Annotated in this window: 22 protein-coding genes; 12 read left to right on the top strand and 10 right to left on the bottom strand. The window is 53.2% G+C overall.

Annotated elements, in window-relative coordinates:
* The first annotated feature begins 90 nt into the window (after positions 1-90).
* From glmU to phoU, 8 genes are all read left to right on the top strand, one after another.
* Positions 91-1461 carry a bifunctional UDP-N-acetylglucosamine diphosphorylase/glucosamine-1-phosphate N-acetyltransferase GlmU gene (gene glmU / locus AAIG26_RS17740; RefSeq protein ID WP_343181130.1) on the top strand — a complete coding sequence of 457 codons (1371 nt, stop codon included), beginning with the start codon at positions 91-93 and terminating at the stop codon, positions 1459-1461.
* Positions 1462-1668: 207 nt separating this feature from the next.
* The gene (gene glmS, locus AAIG26_RS17735; protein WP_343181128.1) at positions 1669-3498 is read left to right on the top strand and encodes a glutamine--fructose-6-phosphate transaminase (isomerizing); all 1830 of its coding nucleotides are present in this window, start codon (positions 1669-1671) and stop codon (positions 3496-3498) included.
* A gap of 66 nt (positions 3499-3564) precedes the next feature.
* Entirely contained in the window at positions 3565-4143 is a 579-nt protein-coding gene (locus AAIG26_RS17730; protein ID WP_343181126.1) for a hypothetical protein, read from the top strand.
* A gap of 272 nt (positions 4144-4415) precedes the next feature.
* Entirely contained in the window at positions 4416-5456 is a 1041-nt protein-coding gene (pstS, locus tag AAIG26_RS17725) for a phosphate ABC transporter substrate-binding protein PstS (protein WP_343181124.1), read from the top strand.
* 122 nt (positions 5457-5578) lie between these two features.
* Positions 5579-6538: a phosphate ABC transporter permease PstC gene (gene pstC, locus AAIG26_RS17720; RefSeq protein ID WP_017458058.1), complete on the top strand. Its 960-nt coding sequence runs from the start codon at positions 5579-5581 to the stop codon at positions 6536-6538.
* Positions 6538-7428, top strand: a complete 891-nt coding sequence (gene pstA / locus AAIG26_RS17715; RefSeq protein ID WP_017458059.1) for a phosphate ABC transporter permease PstA — start codon at positions 6538-6540, stop codon at positions 7426-7428. The genes pstC and pstA overlap by 1 nt, the downstream gene beginning before the upstream one ends.
* A 46-nt stretch (positions 7429-7474) precedes the next feature.
* A complete protein-coding gene (gene pstB / locus AAIG26_RS17710) occupies positions 7475-8248 on the top strand; it encodes a phosphate ABC transporter ATP-binding protein PstB (protein ID WP_017458060.1) in 774 nt (257 codons plus the stop codon).
* 69 nt (positions 8249-8317) lie between these two features.
* On the top strand, positions 8318-9043 hold the full coding sequence (gene phoU, locus AAIG26_RS17705) for a phosphate signaling complex protein PhoU (protein ID WP_017458061.1): 726 nt from the start codon (positions 8318-8320) through the stop codon (positions 9041-9043).
* A 34-nt stretch (positions 9044-9077) separates the two neighbouring features.
* Here the strand turns inward: phoU and AAIG26_RS17700 are convergent, their stop codons facing one another.
* Genes AAIG26_RS17700 through yieH form a run of 3 tightly spaced genes read right to left on the bottom strand, consistent with a single transcriptional unit; the run spans position 9078 to position 11284 of the window.
* The gene (locus AAIG26_RS17700; protein ID WP_313628226.1) at positions 9078-9980 is read right to left on the bottom strand and encodes an ADP-ribosylglycohydrolase family protein; all 903 of its coding nucleotides are present in this window, start codon (positions 9978-9980) and stop codon (positions 9078-9080) included.
* Between the two features lie 24 nt (positions 9981-10004).
* The gene (cbrC, locus tag AAIG26_RS17695) at positions 10005-10592 is read right to left on the bottom strand and encodes a PF03691 family colicin E2 tolerance protein CbrC (protein ID WP_020455854.1); all 588 of its coding nucleotides are present in this window, start codon (positions 10590-10592) and stop codon (positions 10005-10007) included.
* A 26-nt stretch (positions 10593-10618) separates the two neighbouring features.
* Positions 10619-11284: a 6-phosphogluconate phosphatase gene (gene yieH / locus AAIG26_RS17690; protein WP_045507322.1), complete on the bottom strand. Its 666-nt coding sequence runs from the start codon at positions 11282-11284 to the stop codon at positions 10619-10621.
* A gap of 169 nt (positions 11285-11453) precedes the next feature.
* Between yieH and AAIG26_RS17685 the strand changes: the two genes are divergently transcribed.
* Complete coding sequence (locus AAIG26_RS17685) at positions 11454-12791, top strand: NCS2 family permease (RefSeq protein ID WP_020455852.1); 1338 nt, start codon at positions 11454-11456, stop codon at positions 12789-12791.
* A 37-nt stretch (positions 12792-12828) separates the two neighbouring features.
* Here the strand turns inward: AAIG26_RS17685 and AAIG26_RS17680 are convergent, their stop codons facing one another.
* The 7 genes from AAIG26_RS17680 to rpmH form a co-directional block, all read right to left on the bottom strand.
* A complete protein-coding gene (locus AAIG26_RS17680; protein WP_343181123.1) occupies positions 12829-13395 on the bottom strand; it encodes an NADPH-dependent FMN reductase in 567 nt (188 codons plus the stop codon).
* A 19-nt stretch (positions 13396-13414) separates the two neighbouring features.
* Complete coding sequence (locus tag AAIG26_RS17675; RefSeq protein ID WP_343181122.1) at positions 13415-14158, bottom strand: hypothetical protein; 744 nt, start codon at positions 14156-14158, stop codon at positions 13415-13417.
* A 197-nt stretch (positions 14159-14355) separates the two neighbouring features.
* Entirely contained in the window at positions 14356-15720 is a 1365-nt protein-coding gene (gene mnmE / locus AAIG26_RS17670) for a tRNA uridine-5-carboxymethylaminomethyl(34) synthesis GTPase MnmE (protein ID WP_045507326.1), read from the bottom strand.
* Positions 15721-15792: 72 nt separating this feature from the next.
* On the bottom strand, positions 15793-17439 hold the full coding sequence (gene yidC / locus AAIG26_RS17665; protein ID WP_020455848.1) for a membrane protein insertase YidC: 1647 nt from the start codon (positions 17437-17439) through the stop codon (positions 15793-15795).
* Between the two features lie 2 nt (positions 17440-17441).
* Complete coding sequence (gene yidD, locus AAIG26_RS17660) at positions 17442-17699, bottom strand: membrane protein insertion efficiency factor YidD (RefSeq protein WP_017458070.1); 258 nt, start codon at positions 17697-17699, stop codon at positions 17442-17444.
* Positions 17663-18022, bottom strand: coding sequence for a ribonuclease P protein component (gene rnpA, locus AAIG26_RS17655; RefSeq protein WP_017458071.1), 360 nt, complete (start codon positions 18020-18022; stop codon positions 17663-17665). The genes yidD and rnpA overlap by 37 nt, the downstream gene beginning before the upstream one ends.
* Positions 18023-18038: 16 nt before the next feature.
* A complete protein-coding gene (gene rpmH, locus AAIG26_RS17650; protein ID WP_000831330.1) occupies positions 18039-18179 on the bottom strand; it encodes a 50S ribosomal protein L34 in 141 nt (46 codons plus the stop codon).
* Between the two features lie 605 nt (positions 18180-18784).
* Here rpmH and dnaA point away from each other — a divergent pair.
* From dnaA to recF, 3 genes are all read left to right on the top strand, one after another.
* A complete protein-coding gene (dnaA, locus tag AAIG26_RS17645; protein ID WP_343181121.1) occupies positions 18785-20182 on the top strand; it encodes a chromosomal replication initiator protein DnaA in 1398 nt (465 codons plus the stop codon).
* A 4-nt stretch (positions 20183-20186) separates the two neighbouring features.
* The gene (gene dnaN, locus AAIG26_RS17640) at positions 20187-21287 is read left to right on the top strand and encodes a DNA polymerase III subunit beta (protein ID WP_343181120.1); all 1101 of its coding nucleotides are present in this window, start codon (positions 20187-20189) and stop codon (positions 21285-21287) included.
* A 146-nt stretch (positions 21288-21433) separates the two neighbouring features.
* Positions 21434-22507 (top strand): DNA replication/repair protein RecF, encoded by a 1074-nt coding sequence (gene recF, locus AAIG26_RS17635; protein WP_017458074.1) that lies wholly within the window; start codon positions 21434-21436, stop codon positions 22505-22507.
* Positions 22508-22535: the final 28 nt, after the last annotated feature.

Raw genomic sequence — 22535 nt, 5'->3', positions numbered from 1 at the left:
TCGTCGGCAATCCATTTCATGCTACAAAATATGTAGAATTTTCAACACGAAAGAGGTTTACTTCTTTCCCAAAATAGAGTCAGGACGCAAATGTTGAACACAAAAATGAGTGTGGTGATCCTTGCTGCGGGCAAAGGTACACGCATGTATTCCGATCTTCCCAAAGTGCTGCATCCGCTTGCAGGGAAAGCGATGGTTCAGCATGTCATTGATACCGCAACTGTTCTTGGCGCGAACCACGTCCATCTGGTCTATGGTCACGGTGGCGATCTGCTCAAACAACGCCTTTCTGACGATAAACTCAATTGGGTTCTGCAAGCTGAACAGCTGGGTACTGGCCATGCGATGCAACAGGCTGCACCGTTCTTTGCGGATGACGAAGATATTCTCATGCTCTATGGTGATGTGCCGCTGATTTCGGTGGAAACACTGGAACGTCTGCGTGCTGCAAAACCGCAAGGTGGGATCGGTTTGTTAACTGTGGTTCTGGATGACCCTACTGGATATGGCCGCATCACGCGCGAAAACGGCGTTGTGACTGGTATTGTTGAGCAGAAAGATGCCAGTGAAGAGCAGCGTAAGATTAACGAAATCAATACCGGTATTTTGATCGCCAATGGCAGCGATATGAAACGCTGGCTTGGTAAACTCACCAACAATAATGCCCAGGGTGAATACTACATCACCGATATCATTGCTCTGGCTTATCAGGAAGGGCGTGAAATCGTCGCTGTGCACCCGCAGCGTCTGAGCGAAGTGGAAGGCGTTAACAATCGTCTTCAGTTGTCACGCCTGGAACGCGCTTATCAGTCTGAGCAAGCCGAAAAATTGCTGCTGGCAGGTGTTATGCTGCGCGATCCTGCGCGTTTCGATCTGCGCGGTACGCTGGAGCACGGGCGGGATGTCGAGATCGATGCTAACGTCATCATTGAAGGTCACGTTAAGCTTGGCGATCGCGTGAAAATTGGCGCCGGTTGCGTTCTGAAAAACAGCGAAATTGGCGACGATTGTGAAATCAGCCCGTATAGCGTTGTGGAAGATGCTCGTCTGGAAGCGGAATGTACCATCGGGCCTTTTGCGCGTTTGCGCCCGGGCGCTGAACTGTTGGCTGGCGCGCATGTCGGCAACTTTGTGGAAATGAAAAAAGCGCGTCTGGGGAAAGGTTCGAAAGCGGGCCATCTGACTTATCTGGGCGATGCAGAAATTGGCGACAACGTAAATGTCGGTGCAGGCGTTATTACCTGTAACTATGATGGCGCGAACAAGCATAAAACTATTATTGGTGATGATGTCTTCGTTGGTTCTGACACGCAACTGGTGGCACCTGTCACAATCGGTAAAGGTGCGACGATTGCCGCCGGTACCACGGTGACGCGCAACGTTAACGAAAATGAACTGGTTTTAAGCCGCGTGCCGCAGGTCCAAAAACAGGGCTGGCAGCGTCCGGTGAAGAAGAAGTAATGATTTCAGGGATGAGGGGAAAGATAATTCCCCCGCCCGCATGCAGTACCTATAAAAATAACCCCACTCTCTACAAGGCTCGGGGAGTCCGATAATCGGACACTTACACTCAATAATTCGCGTTGTACAAAGGCAGCGTCGAAGAATGACGTGTAAACAGGTTGACCGACAACAAAAGGCACAATGCCAAAATCGGAATCAAAAAATATGTGTGGAATTGTTGGCGCAGTCGCGCAACGTGATGTAGCTGAAATCCTTCTCGAAGGCCTTCGTCGTCTGGAATACCGTGGTTATGACTCTGCTGGTCTGGCGGTGGTTGATGCACAAGGTCATATGACCCGTCTGCGCCGTCTTGGTAAAGTGCAGATGCTCTCTCAGGCGGCGGAAGAACACCCGCTGCATGGTGGCACCGGTATTGCTCATACGCGTTGGGCAACGCATGGTGAACCGTCAGAAGGCAACGCGCATCCGCATGTTTCTGACCATATTGTGGTGGTGCATAACGGTATTATCGAAAACCACGAGCCGCTGCGTGAAGAGTTAAAAGCACGCGGTTATGTGTTTGTTTCTGAAACGGATACCGAAGTTATCGCGCACTTGGTGCACTGGGAACTGGAGCAGGGCGGCACGCTGCGTGAAGCTGTACTGCGTACTATTCCTCAGTTACGCGGGGCATATGGCACTGTCATCATGGATACGCGCGATCCGGGTACGTTGCTGGCAGCGCGCTCTGGCAGTCCGCTGGTTATTGGCCTGGGCATGGGTGAAAACTTTATTGCATCCGATCAGCTGGCCTTGCTGCCGGTTACCCGCCGCTTTATCTTCCTTGAAGAGGGCGATATTGCTGAAGTGACTCGCCGTAGCGTGACTGTTTTCGATAAATCTGGCGCGCAGGTTAAACGCCCTGATATCGAATCTAATCTGCAATACGACGCTGGCGATAAAGGTATTTACCGCCACTACATGCAAAAAGAGATCTACGAGCAGCCGAACGCCATCAAAAACACCCTGACTGGCCGTATCAGCCATGGTGAAGTTGATCTGAGCGAACTGGGGCCGAATGCTAACGAACTGCTGTCGAAAGTTGAACATATTCAGATCGTTGCCTGCGGTACGTCTTATAACTCCGGTATGGTTTCCCGCTACTGGTTTGAAGCGCTGGCGGGTGTTCCGTGCAATGTCGAAATCGCTTCTGAGTTCCGCTATCGCAAATCTGCGGTGCGTCGTAATAGCCTGATGATCACCCTGTCGCAGTCTGGCGAAACGGCGGATACGCTGGCGGCACTGCGCTTGTCAAAAGAGCTGGGTTATCTGGGTTCGCTGGCTATTTGTAACGTTCCGGGTTCCTCGCTGGTGCGCGAATCCGACCTGGCGATGATGACCAAAGCCGGTACGGAAATCGGCGTTGCATCAACCAAAGCGTTTACCACTCAGCTCACTGTGTTGCTGATGCTGGTGGCGAAACTGAGCCGCCTGAAAGGGCTGGATGCGGCTATTGAGCACGATATCGTTCATGGTTTGCAGGCGCTGCCGAGCCGCATTGAGCAGATGCTGTCGCAGGATAAACGCATTGAAGCACTGGCAGAAGATTTCTCCGATAAGCATCATGCGCTGTTCCTTGGCCGCGGCGATCAGTATCCGATCGCACTGGAAGGTGCGCTGAAGCTGAAAGAGATCTCCTATATTCATGCCGAAGCCTATGCCGCAGGTGAACTGAAACATGGCCCATTGGCGCTGATTGATGCCGATATGCCAGTGATTGTTGTTGCGCCAAACAACGAACTGCTGGAAAAACTTAAATCCAACATCGAAGAAGTTCGCGCCCGTGGCGGCGTGCTGTATGTCTTTGCCGATCAGGATGCCGGTTTCACCAGCAACGACAATATGCACATTATCGATATGCCGCATGTAGAAGAGGTGATCGCGCCAATCTTCTATACCGTGCCGCTGCAACTGCTGGCTTACCATGTTGCGTTGATCAAAGGCACCGACGTGGATCAGCCGCGTAACCTGGCGAAATCGGTTACTGTGGAATAAGGTCTTAAGCTTGTCATAGTGTAGAGAGAGGTTGCCTGATGGCAGCCTCTTTTTTTAAGGATAGCCATGAGTTTGTTGGAAAAAATGGCAGGCGCAAGATTGCTTGCACTCATCAATTATTGCCGGAGTGTTGATGCGGGAATAGCGGGTCGCAAGCTGGCACAGTTGAAGCTGGCGGCGGAGGCATTTAAAGGGATGCCAAAGGCTTATCCTGCAGGCAGAGGCGGGATGACATTTTATGGCAGCGTAACGGTGGTGTTTTATGCCTTGTTACTAAGCTATGTTTGCCTTGCGCTGACGGTGAAAACCGCCATTGGTGGCCTGGGTTTCATCGCAGGTGTAGCGGTATTTTTAGTCCTGGTCGTGGCGCTCATCGGCGTAGAAAAAGGGCGCACGCTCTCCTTAAAATTATTCCTGGCTGTCTGGTTGCTGTTATGTGTTTGCAACGTGCCAGTGGCAGGATGGCTTCTCATTGCTCCGTTTTCCGCACTGTCTCTGGTTTTTTGGGGGAGTAGTATGGTTCTTTTATGGCTGACGCGGAAAGTGATGAATGGGCCGGAACTCACGAAATTAGTGCAGTGGCGTGTATCGCTAAAAATAGCCCAATTCCGGCGTCAGGCGCTGACGCAATCCAGGCGTAAATAAAGTGATAAGCGGTGGCTTTTTCTCGCGTTTTGTTAGGACTTCTTGTCAGATTCAGCTACGTTTTTAATGTCATAAAACTAAAATCTTGCTGACATTTTATCGTCATCAACTTTTTTATCTCGCTGATAAATCATCCTGAATTCGTTAAATGTGGCCGTAATCCGTTGCTGTCATCAAACAGTAACAATCTTTGCATATAACTGTCATCAAAGTGTCCTATTTTGCTCATCGTAGCCACTAAACAACGATTTACGATTCTTGCAGGAGACATTATGAACGTTATGCGTACCACTGTCGCAACTGTTGTCGCCGCGACCTTTTCTCTGAGTGCATATGCTGTAAACGCAGCTGCCAGCCTGACAGGCGCGGGCGCAACTTTCCCGGCGCCGGTGTATGCCAAGTGGGCTGATACCTACCAGAAAGAAACAGGTAACAAGATTAACTACCAGGGTATCGGTTCGTCTGGTGGCGTTAAACAAATTACTGCTAAAACTGTTGATTTCGGTGCGTCCGATGCCCCGCTGGCTGACGACAAACTGGCTCAGGAAGGCCTGTTCCAGTTCCCGACTGTGATCGGCGGTATCGTGCTGGCAATCAACGTCCCGGGTGTTAAATCCGGTGAACTGGTGCTGGACGGCAAGACCCTGGGTGATATCTACCTGGGTAATATCAAAAAATGGGATGACGCGGCTATTGCCAAACTCAATCCAGGCCTGAAACTGCCTTCACAGAACATCGCTGTGGTTCGCCGCGCTGATGGTTCCGGTACCTCCTTCGTTTTCACCAGCTACCTGGCGAAAGTGAACGAAGAGTGGAAATCTAAAGTCGGTTCTGGCTCTACCGTTAACTGGCCGACCGGTCTGGGCGGTAAAGGTAACGACGGTATCGCCGCGTTCGTTCAGCGTCTGCCGGGCTCTATCGGTTACGTTGAATATGCTTACGCTAAGCAGAACAACCTGACCTACACCAAGCTGCTCTCTGCCGATGGTAAAGCGGTTAGCCCGACGGAAACCAGTTTTTCCAACGCGGCTAAAGATATCGACTGGAGCAAGTCTTTCGCCCAGGACCTGACTAACCAGAAAGGTGCGGACGTGTGGCCAATCACTTCCACCACGTTCATTCTGGTACATAAAGAGCAGGCTAAACCTGAGCAAGGCGCGGAAGTGCTGAAATTCTTTGACTGGGCCTACAAAAAAGGCGGCAAACAAGCTAACGACCTCGACTACGCAACCCTGCCGGATAGCGTTGTTGAACAAGTTCGCGCTGCCTGGAAAGCCAACGTGAAAGACAGCAGCGGTAAAGCACTGTATTAAGCACACGTTTTGAAGAACATGGCGGATGGCGCTTACACCATCCGCCTTACAGATCTTCTGTAGGCCGGCAAGCGCAAGTGCCTGCGGGCAAATTCGTAAGACGTTAAACTGAAGAGTAATTTATGGCTGCAACCAAGCCGGCATTTAATCCCCCGGGTAAAAAAGGCGACATGTTATTCAGCGCACTGGTAAGACTGGCTGCGCTGATTGTGTTATTGCTGCTCAGCGGCATTATCGTGTCCCTGATTTTCTCCTCATGGCCAAGCATTCAGAAGTTTGGTTTTTCTTTCCTGTGGACCAAAGAGTGGGATGCGCCGAATGACGTCTACGGGGCGCTGGTACCGATTTACGGCACCATTGTTACCTCGGTCATCGCGCTACTTATCGCGGTTCCGGTGAGTTTTGGTATCGCGCTGTTTCTGACGGAGCTGTCGCCAAACTGGCTGAAACGCCCGCTGGGTATTGCTATTGAACTGCTGGCGGCGATCCCGAGTATTGTGTACGGCATGTGGGGGCTGTTTATTTTTGCTCCGCTGTTCGCGACTTACTTTCAGGAGCCGGTGGGCAATGTCCTTTCTAATATTCCATTTGTCGGCGCGCTGTTTTCCGGCCCCGCATTTGGTATCGGCATTCTGGCCGCCGGGGTGATCCTCGCCATTATGATCATTCCGTACATTGCGGCGGTAATGCGCGATGTATTCGAACAAACACCGGTGATGATGAAAGAGTCGGCCTACGGCATTGGCTGCACCACCTGGGAGGTTATCTGGCGTATCGTGTTGCCATTTACCAAAAACGGGGTGATTGGCGGCGTAATGCTGGGGCTGGGGCGCGCACTGGGTGAAACCATGGCGGTGACCTTTATCATCGGTAACACCTACCAGCTCGACAGTGCTTCACTGTTTATGCCTGGTAACAGTATTACCTCTGCGCTGGCGAATGAGTTTGCCGAAGCCGAATCGGGCTTGCATGTCGCGGCATTGATGGAATTAGGGCTTATCCTGTTCGTGATCACCTTTATCGTATTGGCCATTTCTAAATTTATGATCATGCGCCTGGCGAAAAACGAGGGGGCACGCTAATGGCTACGCTTGAAATGCAAAGTACAGCGCAACTGGCTGAATCGCGTCGCAAAATGCAGGCGCGCCGCCGTCTGAAAAACCGCATTGCCCTGACATTGTCGATGGCGACGATGGCCTTTGGTCTGTTCTGGTTGATTTGGATCCTGCTGTCGACGGTTACCCGCGGTTTTGATGGTATGTCGCTGGCGATGTTTACCGAAATGACGCCGCCGCCAAATACGGCGGGCGGTGGTCTGGCTAACGCTCTGGCGGGCAGCGGTCTGTTAATTCTCTGGGCGACGGTTGTCGGTACACCACTGGGCATTATGGCCGGGATTTATCTGGCGGAGTATGGCCGTAAATCACTGTTGGCTGAAATTATTCGGTTTATCAACGACATCCTGCTTTCAGCGCCTTCTATCGTGGTTGGCCTGTTCGTTTACACCATCGTTGTCGCGCAGATGCAGCACTTCTCCGGTTGGGCCGGTGTGATTGCGCTGGCGCTGTTACAGGTGCCGATTGTCATCCGTACTACGGAAAACATGCTGAAACTGGTGCCGGACAGCCTGCGCGAAGCGGCTTACGCGTTGGGAACGCCGAAATGGAAGATGATTTCCGCCATTACCCTGAAAGCCTCGGTTTCCGGGATTATGACCGGCGTGCTGCTGGCTGTTGCGCGTATTGCGGGTGAAACGGCACCGCTGCTGTTTACCGCGCTCTCCAACCAGTTCTGGAGCACCGATATGATGCAGCCTATCGCTAACTTGCCGGTGACGATTTTCAAATTCGCTATGAGCCCGTTTGCCGAGTGGCAGCAGCTGGCCTGGGCCGGGGTGCTGATCATCACTCTCTGCGTACTGTTGTTAAATATTCTGGCGCGCGTCATTTTCGCGAAGAGTAAACACGGTTAATTTTTGCGACGCGGCGAAAGCGGCGTCGAGTTGAGGAAAGAGATAAATGAGTATGGTTGAAACGACGCCGGGCAAGATTCAGGTTCGCGATTTGAACTTCTATTACGGCAAATTCCATGCACTGAAAAACATCAGCCTGGATATTGCCAAAAATCAGGTGACGGCGTTTATCGGGCCGTCGGGCTGCGGTAAGTCCACGCTGCTGCGTACGTTTAATAAAATGTTTGAACTCTATCCTGAGCAGCGCGCGGAAGGCGAGATCCTGCTGGATGGCGACAATATTCTGACTAACACGCAGGATATTGCGCTGCTGCGCGCGAAAGTAGGGATGGTGTTTCAAAAGCCAACGCCGTTCCCGATGTCGATTTACGACAATATCGCTTTCGGTGTGCGCCTGTTTGAGAAGCTTTCACGCCCGGATATGGACGAGCGTGTGCAGTGGGCTTTGACTAAGGCCGCATTATGGAACGAAACCAAGGATAAACTGCACCAGAGCGGGTACTCTCTCTCCGGTGGCCAGCAACAGCGTCTGTGCATTGCCCGCGGGATCGCGATCCGCCCGGAAGTGCTGTTGCTTGATGAACCCTGTTCAGCGCTCGACCCGATCTCAACCGGTCGTATCGAAGAGCTGATTACGGAACTGAAACAGGATTACACCGTTGTTATCGTAACGCACAACATGCAGCAGGCGGCGCGCTGTTCCGATCACACGGCATTTATGTACCTCGGTGAGTTGATTGAGTTCAGCAATACAGATGATCTGTTCACGAAGCCGAAGAAGAAGCAAACGGAAGACTACATTACCGGGCGCTATGGTTGATTTGCCGAGCCGTAAAGGTCTCAGCAACCCTGTTACAACGTGAAATCTGTCGGGCATTTGGAGTGCACCATGGACAATCTCAACCTTAACAAACACATTTCCGGGCAGTTCAACGCTGAGCTGGAAAGCATTCGCACTCAGGTAATGACCATGGGTGGAATGGTGGAGCAGCAGCTTTCTGATGCGATCACCGCCATGCACAACCAGGACAGCGAGCTGGCTAAGCGCGTTGTTGAGGGTGACAAGCAGGTCAATATGATGGAAGTTGCCATCGATGAAGCCTGTGTGCGCATTATTGCTAAGCGTCAGCCGACGGCGAGCGATTTACGCCTGGTGATGGCGATCATCAAAACCATCGCTGAGCTGGAACGTATTGGCGACGTGGCGGATAAAATCTGCCGTACCGCGCTGGAAAAGTTCTCCCAGCAACATCAGCCGCTGCTGGTAAGCCTTGAATCGCTGGGCCGCCACACCGTGCAGATGCTGCATGACGTGCTGGACGCTTTCGCCCGTATGGATCTGGACGAAGCGGTGCGTATCTACCGCGAAGATAAAAAAGTGGATCAGGAATATGAAGGCATTGTGCGTCAGTTAATGACCTACATGATGGAAGATTCCCGCACCATTCCGAGTGTGCTGACCGCGCTGTTCTGCGCCCGTTCCATCGAGCGTATCGGCGACCGTTGCCAGAATATCTGTGAATACATCTTCTACTTCGTGAAGGGGCAGGATTTCCGTCACGTTGGCGGCGATGAACTGGATAAGCTGCTGGCGGGAAAAGATCCCAAAGAGTGATGCGAAAACCCCCTCAGCCACGAGGGGGTTTTTTTCAGGCCGATTTTGCCAGCAGCTTTCTTGCCAGCCTATCGATATCCTCATACTGCCAGAGTTTGTCACGCCACGTTTGCGGAATGCCGTTTACCCCGTAGAACGCGCCAGCCAGTTGTCCGGCAATGGCGGCGGTAGTATCCGCATCATCGCCGAGGTTGGTGGCCAGCAGGATGGTTTCTTCAAAGTCGTTACCTTTGGCGAAACACCACAGCGCCGCTTCCAGGCTCTGCACGCAGTAACCGGTACCAAAAATCTCCGCCCGGTTTTTTTGCAGATAGCAACCCTCAGCGATGTGGCGCAGGTTTTCCTGCTCCGGCAACTGCGCGATATCGGTCAGCGTTTCCTGCTTACTTTTGCCCTGTAAGGCATTCATAAGCTGTTGCGCGAACAGACGGCAGCTGGCGAGTGCTTCCGGCGCTGCGTGCGTCGTGCGTGAAGAGGCTTGTGCATATTCCAGCACTTGCGCTTGATCCGGAAAGAACCACAGCACCACAGGCGCCAGACGCATCAGTGAGCCGTTGCCGGCCGTTCGCGGGTTGCTGGAACCGGCAAACGGCTCGCCATCATTGGCGAACTTCTGCAGCGCGCTGGCAACGGTCATGCCGATATCAAAACAGTGACCTGTAGAGCTTAAATAGCCCCACTTCCACCAGTTCAGATAACGGTTCATCTGATCCTTTGCGTCAAACCCGTTACAGGTGACCAGGCTTTCTGCAAGGCACAGCGCCATTGAGGTATCGTCAGTCCACTGCCCGGCCTGTAAATGAAACGGGCCGCCGCCTTCCATCCCTTTCACGGGTGGAAAGGAGTCCTTCGCGCTGAACTCCACCGTGGTACCAACTGCATCACCTGCGGCCAGTCCGAGCAGGCAACCCTGGTAACGTGCAAGTAATTCAGGCATCTGTTGTGCTCCTGTCGTTTTCCATCAGGATAAATCGGCCCACAAGCGAAGTTTCCCGCAATGCAGGCAACGGAAGAGATAACCCTGGCAATCACCGCCGTCGAGCAGGTATTCGGGGAGCTTCTCGTAATCAATGCCGAAAGCATCGCAGTCGGCCCGCAGATCGGCAAATTGGTCCAGCTTGTCGGCAATCTCTTTCCAGCCAACGTAACCCTCGAAGGCGCAAAAATCATTACAGTGCGCCAGCCAGAACTCCTGCTGCCAGCCACAATATCCCGGCGTTCTTTCGGTTAATTCAATCACGCTGGCTTCCGGCCAGGGATTTTTAAAGCCGGTAAATTCGCCTTCGTCGTCGAACTCGCTTTCTATACCCTCCAGGGAGGATTCATCCTGAAAGCTGCCGCCAAATTTCTCTGCGGCCGCACCGTCTGCAATACACCATGGGCAGAGATAATCGACATCTTGCTGGGTATAGAACGGATTGGTGTAGTAGACATTGGTCGGCTGCTGACAGCAGGCGCAGGTGACCGTTTTGTCTTCAGAGAACACCCCGGTTTCCAGAGGCTGCGGGTGATATTTAAATACCGGTAGAGGGCGATGTGTCTGGGCCATAAAAACATCCTGTTTAGTGGTTTAGATTAACGCGTAACATGCCACCCGCGAGCGCGCCACAGCTCTGGCAATTGCGCCAGGTCAGTGAACATAGTCACTTTTGGGTGGTCGATGGGTTTGTTATGCGGATCGGCGCAGAAGTAAAATACTTCCATCCCTGCCGCGATACCAGATTGCGCCCCGGCGGTGGAATCATCCACCAGAATACAGTTTGCCGGATCGACATTAAGCGCTTTAGCTGCATGGTACATTATCGCCGGATCGGGCTTCCAGCGTTGGATGTCATAGCCGCTAAACAGTTTTTCAGGAAAGTGATGTAGCATTCCAAGTTTGCCCAAAGAGTGTTGCATTTTGCTGACGGGGCCATTAGACACGACGCACATCGGAATCGCTACCGCGTCCAGCAATGCATTCGCTCCGGCAATCACTTCCAGCTCGCTGTCAAACAGACGCGCTACTTCCGCGCGATACACCGGCTCCAGCGCGCTTTTATCCAGCGGTTTACCGTACTCCTCGCCGATAACATCGATGATTTCATACAGTTTCATGCCTTTAAATCGTTTAAAAACCTCGTTCAGATCGAGCGAAATACCAAACGCTTCAAACATATGCACGTAGGCGCGGGAACAAATTACTTCACTGTCGACCAGGGTGCCGTCACAGTCGAAAAATACCGCTTCAATGTGGGACATGCCGTTTCCTGTTTTATTGCAAGTTTAACGTTTACTTAACGCAGATTACGGGACGCAATCGTTGCCGTATAAGCAAATTCAATGAAAAAAAGTGTGTGATAACCGTCAACATTGTCTCATTTTGGTATAGGATAGCGACGAATTTTCCCTCCTATTCCGGAAATTGATAATGAGCCAACAACACACTACCCAGGCTTCAGGCCAGGGGTTGCTTGACCGCGTGTTTAAACTGCGCGAGCACGGCACTTCGGCACGCACTGAGGTGATCGCCGGTTTCACGACGTTTTTGACGATGGTGTATATCGTTTTTGTTAACCCCCAGATTCTGGGCGTCGCCGGAATGGATACCAGCGCAGTATTTGTGACAACCTGCCTGATTGCTGCTTTTGGCAGCATTCTGATGGGGCTGGTGGCGAATTTGCCGGTCGCACTGGCGCCGGCCATGGGCCTGAATGCTTTCTTTGCGTTCGTGGTCGTTGGCGCGATGGGCCTCTCCTGGCAGATTGGCATGGGCGCAATTTTCTGGGGCGCGGTCGGTTTGCTGCTGCTGACTATTTTCCGCGTTCGTTACTGGATGATTGCCAATATCCCGGTGAGCCTGCGTGTTGGTATTACCAGCGGTATCGGTTTGTTTATTGGCATGATGGGGCTGAAAAACGCCGGTGTTATCGTCGCCAACAAAGAGACGCTGGTGAGCATTGGCAACCTGACGTCTCACAGTGTTCTGCTGGGTGTGCTCGGTTTCTTTATCATCGCGATTCTGGCGTCGCGCAACATTCACGCCGCGGTGCTGATCTCTATCGTTGTGACAACGCTGCTGGGCTGGCTGATGGGTGATGTGCAGTACCACGGCATCGTTTCCGCGCCGCCGAGCGTGGCGTCCGTTGTCGGCAACGTTGATCTGGCCGGTTCGTTTAATATCGGTCTGGCGGGTGTGATTTTCTCGTTTATGCTGGTTAACCTGTTCGACTCTTCCGGTACGCTGATTGGCGTGACGGATAAAGCCGGGCTGGTGGATGAGAGCGGCAAATTCCCGCGCATGAAGCAGGCGCTGTTCGTTGACAGTATCTCTTCAGTGACAGGTTCGTTTATCGGCACCTCTTCCGTGACGGCTTATATCGAATCGTCTTCGGGTGTCTCTGTCGGTGGGCGTACCGGCCTGACCGCAGTGGTGGTTGGTCTGCTGTTCTTGCTGGTTATCTTCCTGTCGCCGCTGGCGGGCATGGTTCCGGCTTATGCCGCTGCGGGTGCGCTGATTTACGTTGGTGTGCTGATGACATCCAGCCTGGCGCGCGTGAAATGGGAAGATATGACAGAAGCCGTGCCTGCATTCATCACTGCCGTGATGATGCCGTTTAGCTTCTCAATTACTGAAGGTATTGCGCTCGGCTTTATCTCTTACTGTGTGATGAAGATCGGCACTGGTCGTCTGCGCGATCTGAGCCCGTGTGTTCTGGTGGTTGCGGTGTTGTTCCTGCTGAAAATCATCTTTATTGACGCGCATTAATCTTTCTCCCTCTCCCGCAAGGGAGAGGGATTTACCATTACCGCTTAACGCGCTGAATATAATCACCAAACGCCGTTAGCTGCCCGGTCAAATGGTCGAGCGTACTTTGATCAACCACTTCTCCTGTTTGCTGATCCACCTTGTTCTGGATCACGCCGCCCATAAACTCCGGCTTGTTCATTACCATCGCATCCAGGAATACCAGGATCTGGCGTAAGTGATACTGGCAGCGAGCACCACCAATCGCGCCCATTGAACTGGTCTGGATCAACACTGGTTTTCCTGCCAGCGGTTGCTCAGGCAGACGCGATAACCAGTCGATGGCGTTCTTCAGGCCGCCAGGAACGGAGTAGTTATACTCAGGCGTCACAATGACCACGCCGTCCGCAGCGCGGATTTGTGCCGCGATCGCTTCCACACTTTGCGGGAAACCTTCTTCTTGCTGAATATCAGCGACATACAGCGGAATATCAGCAATAGAAGGCAGCGGCGTTACTTCCATTCCTGCCGGAGCGAGTTTCGGTAACGTGCGTGCAACCATGGCATTGAATGAGCCTCTGCGCAGGCTTCCGAGAAGTGTCACAACCTTAAGTTCAGCAGACATAATGACTCCTGTGTAGGGATCAATTAAGGATCAGCGCTTTTTCCGCAGGCAGGCTGGTGAATCGCATTAAGCGGGATGCGGGATCGTTAGCGCGCGTTTGCACATCAGAAAGATAACGCCACCCTTTTTGACTGTCGAATTCCCAGATCTTCAGGCTTTCGATTGCCGGGCTCACGGCGACCGACCAAATCAATACATCTTCCGCGTCACACATCACTTCCACCTGCGACAGTTGCGCAGTGCGAAGACGCCCGGAGCCTGGCAACAACTGTAGCTGGCCCGGCTCATCCTGCATCTGGTGCAGCAATTTCATTACGCTCTGGCGAATGGTCAAAAGCTGGGTTTGCGCTTCGTTAGCATCGTTTTGGTTGTTGATCCACAACTGTTCATTATTGGTGAACGTGTGTTTATGGCCGTGCGGGCTATGAAAACTCCGCGTTGCGCGCTGTAACTCCATATCCAGCCCGCATTCGCCTTCGGTGGTGATAGCCACACCGACCATGTTCCCGGCATATGCCAGTGAGAAATGCGGCAGGCTGCTGTCGACAAACCTCGGTCTTCCGCTTGGCTCAACATCTATTTCCGGCAGTTCACTCGCGCCGTACAGCATAAACAGCATTTCGGCGAGTAACGCGCGGGAAGCGAGAAAGCGTGAGCGGCGGTGTTCAGGAAGCTGGCGCGCCGTATCGTGGCAGGTTAGTGGTAATCGGGTAGAGATGAGATGCCCTTCTGACAGAATCCCTCTAGCAAAGTGCGTCGCCATTTTTCTCTCCGTGATAATGGTCTGAGTTGATCGAATCGATAATCAATATTATCGCCCATACTGCATAGGTTTTAATGCGGAAATTCGCATCTGAAAAGTCCTAACGGGGATATTTACACTTTCTTTCGCTGATCCGAAACACTTTAGGAAAATCCACCGTAGTAACACAAACGGCCGTTAAAACGGCCGCCATGTCATTACTTACCAATACAGAAACTTGAGAAAATGCGCCCCAGCAAGTCGTCCGAGGTAAACTCGCCGGTGATTTCACTTAAGTTCTGCTGTGCCAGGCGTAGCTCTTCGGCAAGTAATTCACCTGCCCATGCACCTAACAGCTGTGCTTTGCCCTGTTGCAGATGCTCTGCGGCCGTTTCCAGCGCTTGTAAATGACGACGACGCGCCAGGAAGCCGCCCTCCATGTTGGTGTCAAAACCCATGCTCTGTTTAAGATGCTGGCGTAACACCTCCACACCTTCACTGGTTCGCGCTGAAAGGCGAACCAGTGAGTGATTATTCACTTCACTGATGCCAGGCTGTTCTCCGGTCACGTCCGCTTTATTGCGTACCACGGTAATCGGTAGTTTTGCTGGCAAACGGGCAATAAAATCGGGCCAGATCGCCGCCGGGTCAACGGCATCGGTAGTGGTGCCATCCACCATAAACAGCACTCGGTCGGCTTGTTCGATCTCCTGCCAGGCGCGTTCGATGCCAATGCGTTCCACTTCGTCGCTGGCTTCGCGCAATCCGGCGGTATCGATAATATGCAGCGGCATACCATCGATATGAATATGTTCGCGCAGTACGTCGCGAGTGGTGCCGGCGATATCGGTGACGATTGCCGCTTCGCGCCCGGCCAGTGCATTCAGCAGGCTCGATTTTCCGGCATTTGGGCGTCCGGCAATAACGACCTTCATCCCTTCGCGCAGCAGGCTGCCCTGGCGCGCTTCGGCGCGTACGGCGTCCAGATCGGCGATAACGTTATTCAGTTGCGCTTCGATTTTGCCGTCGGAGAGGAAATCGATCTCCTCATCCGGAAAGTCAATTGCCGCTTCGACGTAGATGCGCAGGTGAGTAAGTGCTTCCACCAGGTGATTCACGCGGGCGGAAAACGCGCCCTGCAATGAGTTAACCGCCGAACGTGCCGCCTGCTCAGAACTGGCATCAATCAGGTCGGCAATTGCCTCAGCTTGCGCCAGGTCGAGCTTGTCGTTAAGGAATGCGCGCTCAGAGAACTCGCCAGGATTGGCGATACGCAGTCCTGGCAGCGTCAGGATGCGTTTTAACAGCAGATCGAGGATCACCGGGCCGCCGTGGCCTTGCAGCTCCAGCACGTCTTCACCGGTGAAAGAATTCGGGCCGGGGAACCACAGCGCAATGCCCTGGTCCAGTGCGGTGCCGTCGACATCCATAAACGGCAGATAGTCGGCATAACGCGGTTTCGGTAGCTTGCCCAGCACCGCCTGCGCTACATCGCGTGCTTTGCTGCCTGAAATACGCAGGATGCCCACGCCACCGCGTCCCGGTGGGGTTGCCTGGGCGACAATCGTGTCGTTGTGGTTCATGGTTTATTTTCCGAAATCTCAAAATAAGAAAGGCGGTCAGTTGACCGCCTTCCGTAGAGCTATGACTTACTGTCAGGAGCTTTTCTTCTCGCGGCTATGCAAACCACGTTTCTCCAGACCACGGTAAATCAGCTGCTGCTGAATAATGGTCACCAGGTTGCTGACGATATAGTACAGCACCAGACCTGACGGGAACCACAGGAAGAACACCGTGAAGATGACCGGCATAAAGGTCATGATCTTCTGCTGCATCGGGTCGGTCACGGTGGTCGGCGACATCTTCTGAATGAAGAACATCGTTACGCCCATCAGGATCGGCAGGATGTAGTACGGGTCTTGCGCGGACAAGTCGTGGATCCACAGGGCGAACGGCGCGTGGCGCAGCTCAACGGAACCCATCAGCATGTAGTACAGCGCGAGGAAGATTGGCATCTGAATCAGCAGCGGGAAACAGCCACCCAGTGGGTTCACTTTCTCCGCTTTGTACATCGCCATCATTTCCTGGCTCATACGCTGTTTGTCATCGCCTAAACGCTCACGCATCGCCTGAATTTTCGGCTGCAGCATGCGCATTTTCGCCATGGAGGTGTACTGCGCTTTCGTCAGCGGGTACATGATGCCACGTACGATAAAGGTGATGGCGATGATGGCGAAGCCCCAGTTGCCGAGGAAGCTATGGATCCATTTCAGCAGTTTGAACAGCGGCTGAGAGATGAACCATAACCAGCCGTAATCCACGGTCAGATCCAGGTGCGGTGCCGCAGCAGCCATTTTGTCCTGAATCTCCGGGCCAACCCACAGGGTGCTGTTTAGCGCGGTAGTCTGACCAGGCTGAACAATAACCGGCTGGGATTTATAGCCGATAGCGGCCACGCCATTACCCAGATTGCTGGTGTAGAAGTTATTGGCACTGTTGCTGCTCGGGATCCACGCCGTAGCGAAATACTGTTGCAGCATCGCAACCCAGCCGCCATTGGAGCTGACGTTCAGGTTTTCGTTATCGGCGATGGTGTCGAATTTGTATTTCTCATACTTCGCGTCTGGCGTCGAGTAAGCCGCACCGCGGAAAGTATGCAACGCAAAGTTGCTGCTGCCGGTATCACGGTGAGTCGGTAAATTGATGGATTGCTTCAACTGACCGAAGGCGGCCACTTCCAGCGGTTTTTCGCTGGCGTTCTGCACGTTATAGCCGACGTTCACCGTGTATTCACCGCGTTTCAGGGTGAAGACTTTGGTGAAGGTGTTGCCAGCCGCATCGGTATAGGTCAGCGGGATAGCCAGCTCGTTCTGGCCATCAGCCAGCACAAACGCATCTTTTTCCACGTTATACAGCGGACGTGGGCCGTTCGCCGGGTTATCCGGGCCATCACGACCTGTCAGTCCACTCTGCGCCTGATAGATAAACTGCGGGGTGGTTTCCAACAGCTGGAACGGCTCGCTGGAACCCAGCTCTTTCGGGTAAGCCGGAAGCAGTGCCTGCTCAACATCACCACCACGGGTGTTGATGGTCAGCTCGAGCACATCGGTTTTAACCGTAATCAGTTTCCCCTGGCCACTGGCCGGAACGCCCTGGTCGGCTGCGTTACCCGCTGCGGTGGTCGTAGTCTGCGTGGTCTGCTGCTGCGCCGGAGGAGGATTTTTATCCTTCTCCCACGTTTGCCAGATCATGAAAGACACGAACAACAAAGCGATGATAAAAAGATTGCGTTGCGAATCCATCGTTAGTGTTCTCTGGTTTTAGAAGGTCCTGGCGGGACGGGATCGTCTCCACCCGGGTGTAAAGGGTGGCATTTTAATACGCGTTTCACTGTCAACCAACTGCCTTTTATCACTCCAAACCTGCGCAATGCCTCAATTCCATAGTGAGAGCAGGTTGGGGTGAAACGGCAGTGCGGCCCGAGTAGCGGACTAATCAGGCGTTGATAGACCCGAATGAGGGCTATCAGGACCCTTGAGCCAGGCGACAATGGCGGCGCCATAATTTTTCCAACGCTTCCGAGAGAGCACGGTTATCGAGGTCGGCAACCCCTTTCTTGGCCACCACCACAAAATCCATTGCCGGCAGTTCATGCTGGCGTAAACGGAAACTTTCACGCGTCAGACGTTTAATCCGATTGCGTTCATGGGCGCGTTTGACGTTTTTTTTGGCGACGGTAAGACCGATACGGGGATGCCCCAGCGAATTCAGGCGGCCGAGGATGGTGATTTGCGGCGTGCCAGCCCGTTGTGGCTGCTGGAAGACGAAAGTGAAATGAGTGGGAGTTAACAAACGTAACTCCCTGGGAAAAGCGAGCTTAACCACTCAGGGGTTAGCTTTATTACTTGGAAACGGTCAGACGTGCGCGGCCTTTAGCGCGACGACGAGCCAGAACCTGGCGACCATTTTTAGTAGCCATACGAGCACGGAAGCCGTGAGAACGGTTGCGCTTCAGTACAGACGGTTGAAAAGTGCGTTTCATGGCGGTTTCTACCTAAACTTGAATAAATTCACTGACTTTTGCGTATGCCTGAACGGATATCGAACGACTGGCGCGCAAGCCATGGGTAATTAAAGAGGCCGGATTGTAATAATTGTACACTCCGGAGTCAATTCTCTTTCCTTATTGCGCTCCTATTTTTGCACAGATCCGCACAAAAAATAAGCAGCATTCGACGCCCAACAAGAGCAACACGCGCCGGGGGCAGAATTATACGGAGCCAACAGCAAAGCGCAAGGATCCTCCAGGATCTTCATTAGATCGTTTAAGCAATAAATCGGCGTTACTCATTAAATTTTCCAATATGCGGCGTAAATCGTCTCGCACGTCTGGTTGGATCGTTTACACTTACCCGATTCCGAATCGCCCTGTGGATAAATAGTGAAGAATCTGTGAGAAACACAAGATCTCTGCCGCGGTTTACGCTATGATCCGCGGTCCCGATCGCGATCCAGGATCGTGAGCAGGGCAAAAAACCGTAAATAGCGGTTCGCACGTCACCCGGTTGGGTCTTATCGACGTGTGTCAAAAAACATTAATGTTTCTGTCTTTACTATTTATCGATTTTCGTTCGAGTGGAGTCCGCCGTGTCACTTTCGCTTTGGCAGCAGTGTCTTGCCCGATTGCAGGATGAGTTACCAGCCACAGAATTTAGTATGTGGATACGCCCATTGCAGGCGGAACTGAGCGATAACACGCTGGCTTTGTATGCGCCAAACCGTTTTGTCCTCGACTGGGTTAGGGACAAATACCTTAATAATATCAACGGGCTGCTGAATGACTTCTGCGGCACGGATGTTCCGCAGCTGCGTTTTGAAGTGGGCACCCGCCCGGTTAGCCAGACCCTGAAAGAACCTGCTATTGTCGCTGCGCCCGCGCAGGCGGCGCAAGTAGTTGTGCAGCGTGCGGCACCGGCAGCTCGCCCTGGCTGGGATAATGTCCCGGCACCTGCGGAACCGACCTACCGCTCAAACGTTAACGTGAAACATACCTTTGATAACTTCGTTGAAGGTAAGTCTAACCAGCTTGCTCGTGCGGCGGCTCGTCAGGTAGCGGACAACCCCGGCGGTGCGTATAACCCATTGTTTTTATATGGTGGAACCGGTCTCGGTAAAACGCATTTGTTGCATGCGGTGGGTAACGGCATTGTGGCGCGAAAGCCCAACGCTAAAGTGGTGTATATGCACTCCGAGCGTTTTGTCCAGGACATGGTAAAAGCCCTGCAAAACAATGCGATCGAAGAGTTTAAACGCTACTACCGCTCCGTTGACGCCCTGCTGATCGACGATATTCAATTCTTTGCCAATAAAGAACGATCCCAGGAAGAGTTTTTCCACACCTTTAACGCCTTACTTGAAGGCAATCAGCAGATCATTTTGACGTCGGATCGTTATCCAAAAGAGATCAACGGCGTTGAGGATCGTCTGAAATCCCGCTTCGGCTGGGGGTTAACGGTGGCGATCGAGCCGCCGGAGCTGGAAACTCGCGTCGCGATCCTGATGAAAAAGGCCGACGAAAACGATATTCGTCTGCCGGGTGAAGTGGCCTTCTTTATTGCTAAGCGCCTGCGCTCTAACGTGCGTGAGCTGGAAGGGGCGCTGAACCGCGTTATCGCCAACGCCAACTTTACTGGCCGCGCGATTACTATCGATTTTGTCCGTGAGGCGCTGCGCGATTTGCTGGCGTTGCAGGAAAAACTGGTCACCATCGACAATATTCAGAAGACGGTGGCGGAGTATTACAAGATCAAGGTAGCGGATCTGCTGTCGAAGCGTCGATCCCGTTCGGTAGCCCGCCCGCGTCAGATGGCGATGGCGCTGGCAAAGGAGCTGACCAACCACAGTCTGCCGGAAATCGGCGATGCATTTGGTGGTCGCGACCATACTACCGTGCTGCACGCCTGCCGTAAGATTGAGCAGTTGCGTGAAGAAAGCCATGATATCAAAGAAGATTTTTCCAATTTAATCAGAACATTATCTTCGTGACGCTATGAAATTTACCGTTGAACGTGAACACTTATTAAAGCCGCTGCAACAGGTTAGCGGCCCGCTGGGCGGACGTCCGACGTTGCCTATTCTCGGTAATCTGCTGCTTCAGGTTACTGAAGGCGCGTTGTCGCTGACCGGCACCGATCTCGAAATGGAGATGGTGGCGCGTCTTGCATTAGTCCAGCCGCATGAACAGGGAGCGACCACCGTACCGGCGCGTAAATTCTTCGACATCTGTCGCGGTCTGCCGGAAGGCGCTGAAATCGCTGTGCAGCTGGAAGGCGAGCGTATGTTGATCCGTTCCGGGCGCAGCCGTTTCTCTCTTTCCACTCTGCCTGCTGCTGATTTCCCGAATCTGGACGACTGGCAAAGCGAAGTGGAGTTCACGCTTCCGCAGGCCACCATGAAACGCCTGATCGAAGCGACGCAGTTTTCGATGGCGCATCAGGATGTGCGTTACTACTTAAACGGCATGCTGTTTGAAACCGAAGGCGAAGAGCTGCGTACGGTTGCGACTGATGGTCACCGTCTGGCAGTCTGCTCAATGCCGATTGGTCAGGTGCTGCCGAATCATTCGGTGATCGTGCCGCGTAAAGGGGTGATTGAGCTGATGCGTATGCTCGACGGCGGTGATACGCCGCTGCGCGTGCAGATTGGCAGCAATAACATCCGTGCGCACGTTGGCGATTTCATTTTTACCTCCAAGCTGGTTGATGGCCGTTTCCCGGATTATCGCCGCGTATTGCCGAAAAACCCGGACAAGACCCTCGAAGCGGGTTGCGATTCGCTGAAACAAGCATTTGCCCGCGCGGCGATCCTCTCTAACGAGAAATTCCGCGGCGTGCGTCTGTATGTCAGTGAGAATCAGATCAAAATCACCGCCAACAACCCGGAGCAGGAAGAAGCGGAAGAGTTTCTCGACGTCACCTACGGCGGGAGCGAAATGGAAATCGGCTTTAACGTCAGCTACGTGCTGGACGTACTGAATGCGCTGAAATGCGAAAATGTGCGCATTCTGCTGACCGATTCGGTTTCGAGTGTGCAGATTGAGGATGCGGCGAGTCAAAGCGCAGCCTATGTTGTCATGCCCATGCGTTTGTAGTGATTAAAAGGGGCTGGTTTACTTGCCATTTCGCCTTCCGGCAGTGCTCGAAATGCTCACGTACTTCGTGTACGCTCCGCTTTCTGTGCGCTGACGGTAGACGAACTGGCTGCGACACTCACGCCCTTGGACTGATGCTCTGAACTATGTCACTGACCCGCCTTCTTATTAAAGACTTCCGTAACATCGAGAATGCGGATCTCGCGCTCTCCCCTGGCTTTAATTTCCTGGTCGGTGCGAACGGCAGCGGCAAAACCAGCGTGCTGGAAGCGATCTATACGCTCGGTCATGGGCGGGCGTTTCGCAGTTTGCAAATCGGCCGTGTGATCCGTCATGAGCAGGAATCTTTTGTTCTGCACGGGCGTTTACAGGGCGAAGAGCGGGAAACGGCGATTGGCCTGACCAAAGACAAGCTCGGCGACAGCAAAGTGCGCATTGACGGCACCGACGGGCATAAAGTCGCGGAGCTGGCGCTGCTGATGCCGATGCAGCTGATCACGCCGGAGGGGTTTACTTTACTCAACGGCGGCCCCAAATACCGAAGAGCGTTCCTCGACTGGGGATGCTTTCACAACGAAACCGGTTTTTTCACCGCCTGGAGCAATCTCAAACGTCTGCTGAAACAGCGTAACGCCGCGTTGCGCCAGGTGAGCCACTACGCGCAGCTTCGTCCGTGGGACAAAGAACTTATCCCGCTGGCTGAGCAAATCAGTCGCTGGCGTGCGGAGTACAGCACCGCTATCGCTGAAGATATGGCGGATACCTGCCAACAATTTTTGCCGGAGTTTTCCCTGACGTTCTCTTTTCAGCGCGGCTGGGAGAAAGAGACGGACTACGGCGACGTGCTGGAGCGCAATTTTGAGCGCGACCGCATGCTGACCTACACCGCGCACGGCCCGCACAAGGCGGATTTCCGCATTCGTGCGGACGGCGCGCCGGTAGAAGACACGCTGTCGCGCGGGCAGCTAAAACTCCTGATGTGCGCGCTGCGTCTGGCGCAGGGCGAGTTTTTAACGCGCGAGAGCGGACGACGCTGTTTATACCTGATAGATGATTTTGCCTCAGAACTTGATGACGCGAAGCGCGGGCTGTTAGCCAGCCGCTTAAAAGCTACGCAGTCGCAGGTTTTCGTCAGCGCTATCAGCGCTGATCACGTGATGGACATGTCGGACAAAAATTCGAAGATGTTCACCGTGGAAAAGGGTAAAATAACGGATTAACCCAAGATTAAATGAGCGAGAAACGTTG

The sequence above is a fragment of the Kosakonia sp. PSU_27 genome (assembly GCF_039409795.1).
GTDB lineage: Bacteria > Pseudomonadota > Gammaproteobacteria > Enterobacterales > Enterobacteriaceae > Kosakonia.
This window is presented reverse-complemented; position numbering and strand designations above follow the sequence as displayed.

Bases quoted from the DNA above. Each gene is read 5' to 3' on its own strand.
- pstA (WP_017458059.1), top strand. From the start codon at position 6,538: ATGGCTACGCTTGAAATGCAAAGTACAGCGCAACTGGCTGAATCGCGT.
- AAIG26_RS17675 (WP_343181122.1), bottom strand. From the start codon at position 14,158: ATGGCGACGCACTTTGCTAGAGGGATTCTGTCAGAAGGGCATCTCATC.
- yidD (WP_017458070.1), bottom strand. From the start codon at position 17,699: ATGGCGCCGCCATTGTCGCCTGGCTCAAGGGTCCTGATAGCCCTCATT.
- pstC (WP_017458058.1), top strand. From the start codon at position 5,579: ATGGCTGCAACCAAGCCGGCATTTAATCCCCCGGGTAAAAAAGGCGAC.
- yidC (WP_020455848.1), bottom strand. From the start codon at position 17,439: ATGGATTCGCAACGCAATCTTTTTATCATCGCTTTGTTGTTCGTGTCT.
- AAIG26_RS17685 (WP_020455852.1), top strand. From the start codon at position 11,454: ATGAGCCAACAACACACTACCCAGGCTTCAGGCCAGGGGTTGCTTGAC.
- recF (WP_017458074.1), top strand. From the start codon at position 21,434: ATGTCACTGACCCGCCTTCTTATTAAAGACTTCCGTAACATCGAGAAT.
- glmU (WP_343181130.1), top strand. From the start codon at position 91: ATGTTGAACACAAAAATGAGTGTGGTGATCCTTGCTGCGGGCAAAGGT.
- pstB (WP_017458060.1), top strand. From the start codon at position 7,475: ATGAGTATGGTTGAAACGACGCCGGGCAAGATTCAGGTTCGCGATTTG.
- rpmH (WP_000831330.1), bottom strand. From the start codon at position 18,179: ATGAAACGCACTTTTCAACCGTCTGTACTGAAGCGCAACCGTTCTCAC.
- glmS (WP_343181128.1), top strand. From the start codon at position 1,669: ATGTGTGGAATTGTTGGCGCAGTCGCGCAACGTGATGTAGCTGAAATC.
- phoU (WP_017458061.1), top strand. From the start codon at position 8,318: ATGGACAATCTCAACCTTAACAAACACATTTCCGGGCAGTTCAACGCT.
- mnmE (WP_045507326.1), bottom strand. From the start codon at position 15,720: ATGAACCACAACGACACGATTGTCGCCCAGGCAACCCCACCGGGACGC.
- dnaN (WP_343181120.1), top strand. From the start codon at position 20,187: ATGAAATTTACCGTTGAACGTGAACACTTATTAAAGCCGCTGCAACAG.
- yieH (WP_045507322.1), bottom strand. From the start codon at position 11,284: ATGTCCCACATTGAAGCGGTATTTTTCGACTGTGACGGCACCCTGGTC.
- AAIG26_RS17700 (WP_313628226.1), bottom strand. From the start codon at position 9,980: ATGCCTGAATTACTTGCACGTTACCAGGGTTGCCTGCTCGGACTGGCC.
- AAIG26_RS17680 (WP_343181123.1), bottom strand. From the start codon at position 13,395: ATGTCTGCTGAACTTAAGGTTGTGACACTTCTCGGAAGCCTGCGCAGA.
- AAIG26_RS17730 (WP_343181126.1), top strand. From the start codon at position 3,565: ATGAGTTTGTTGGAAAAAATGGCAGGCGCAAGATTGCTTGCACTCATC.
- pstS (WP_343181124.1), top strand. From the start codon at position 4,416: ATGAACGTTATGCGTACCACTGTCGCAACTGTTGTCGCCGCGACCTTT.
- cbrC (WP_020455854.1), bottom strand. From the start codon at position 10,592: ATGGCCCAGACACATCGCCCTCTACCGGTATTTAAATATCACCCGCAG.